The organism is Olsenella uli (assembly GCF_016899935.1).
Lineage (GTDB): Bacteria > Actinomycetota > Coriobacteriia > Coriobacteriales > Atopobiaceae > Thermophilibacter > Thermophilibacter uli_B.
The window spans coordinates 1-230 of sequence record NZ_JACJJK010000124.1; the positions used below are offsets into that span (position 1 = coordinate 1).

At 33.5% G+C, this 230-nt stretch carries 1 protein-coding gene; it reads left to right on the forward strand.

Going from position 1 to position 230, the window contains the following annotated elements; translation table 11 throughout:
* Positions 1–230, forward strand: a 230-nt coding sequence (locus H6A07_RS10110; protein ID WP_204814780.1) for a hypothetical protein, incomplete at both ends; no start/stop codon positions are given.

A 230-nucleotide genomic window follows, 5' to 3' on the forward strand; every position in this document is an offset into this window, starting at 1 on the left:
ATGAAACAGGACAACAGCGCAGAGTAGTTCCACAAGATATAATGACAAAATTAGATGGTACTCCATTGATGGGTGCTATTGATGCACAAACAAAAGAAATTTTAAATCAACATGGCAAAGGTGTAACAATAGATTCACCCGAAGGACAATTAGTTAAAAGTGCTATTGCTTACCATATGTTAGATAAGGCAAATTCTTATACAAAAGGTAAATCAAGAGAAGTAATAGAT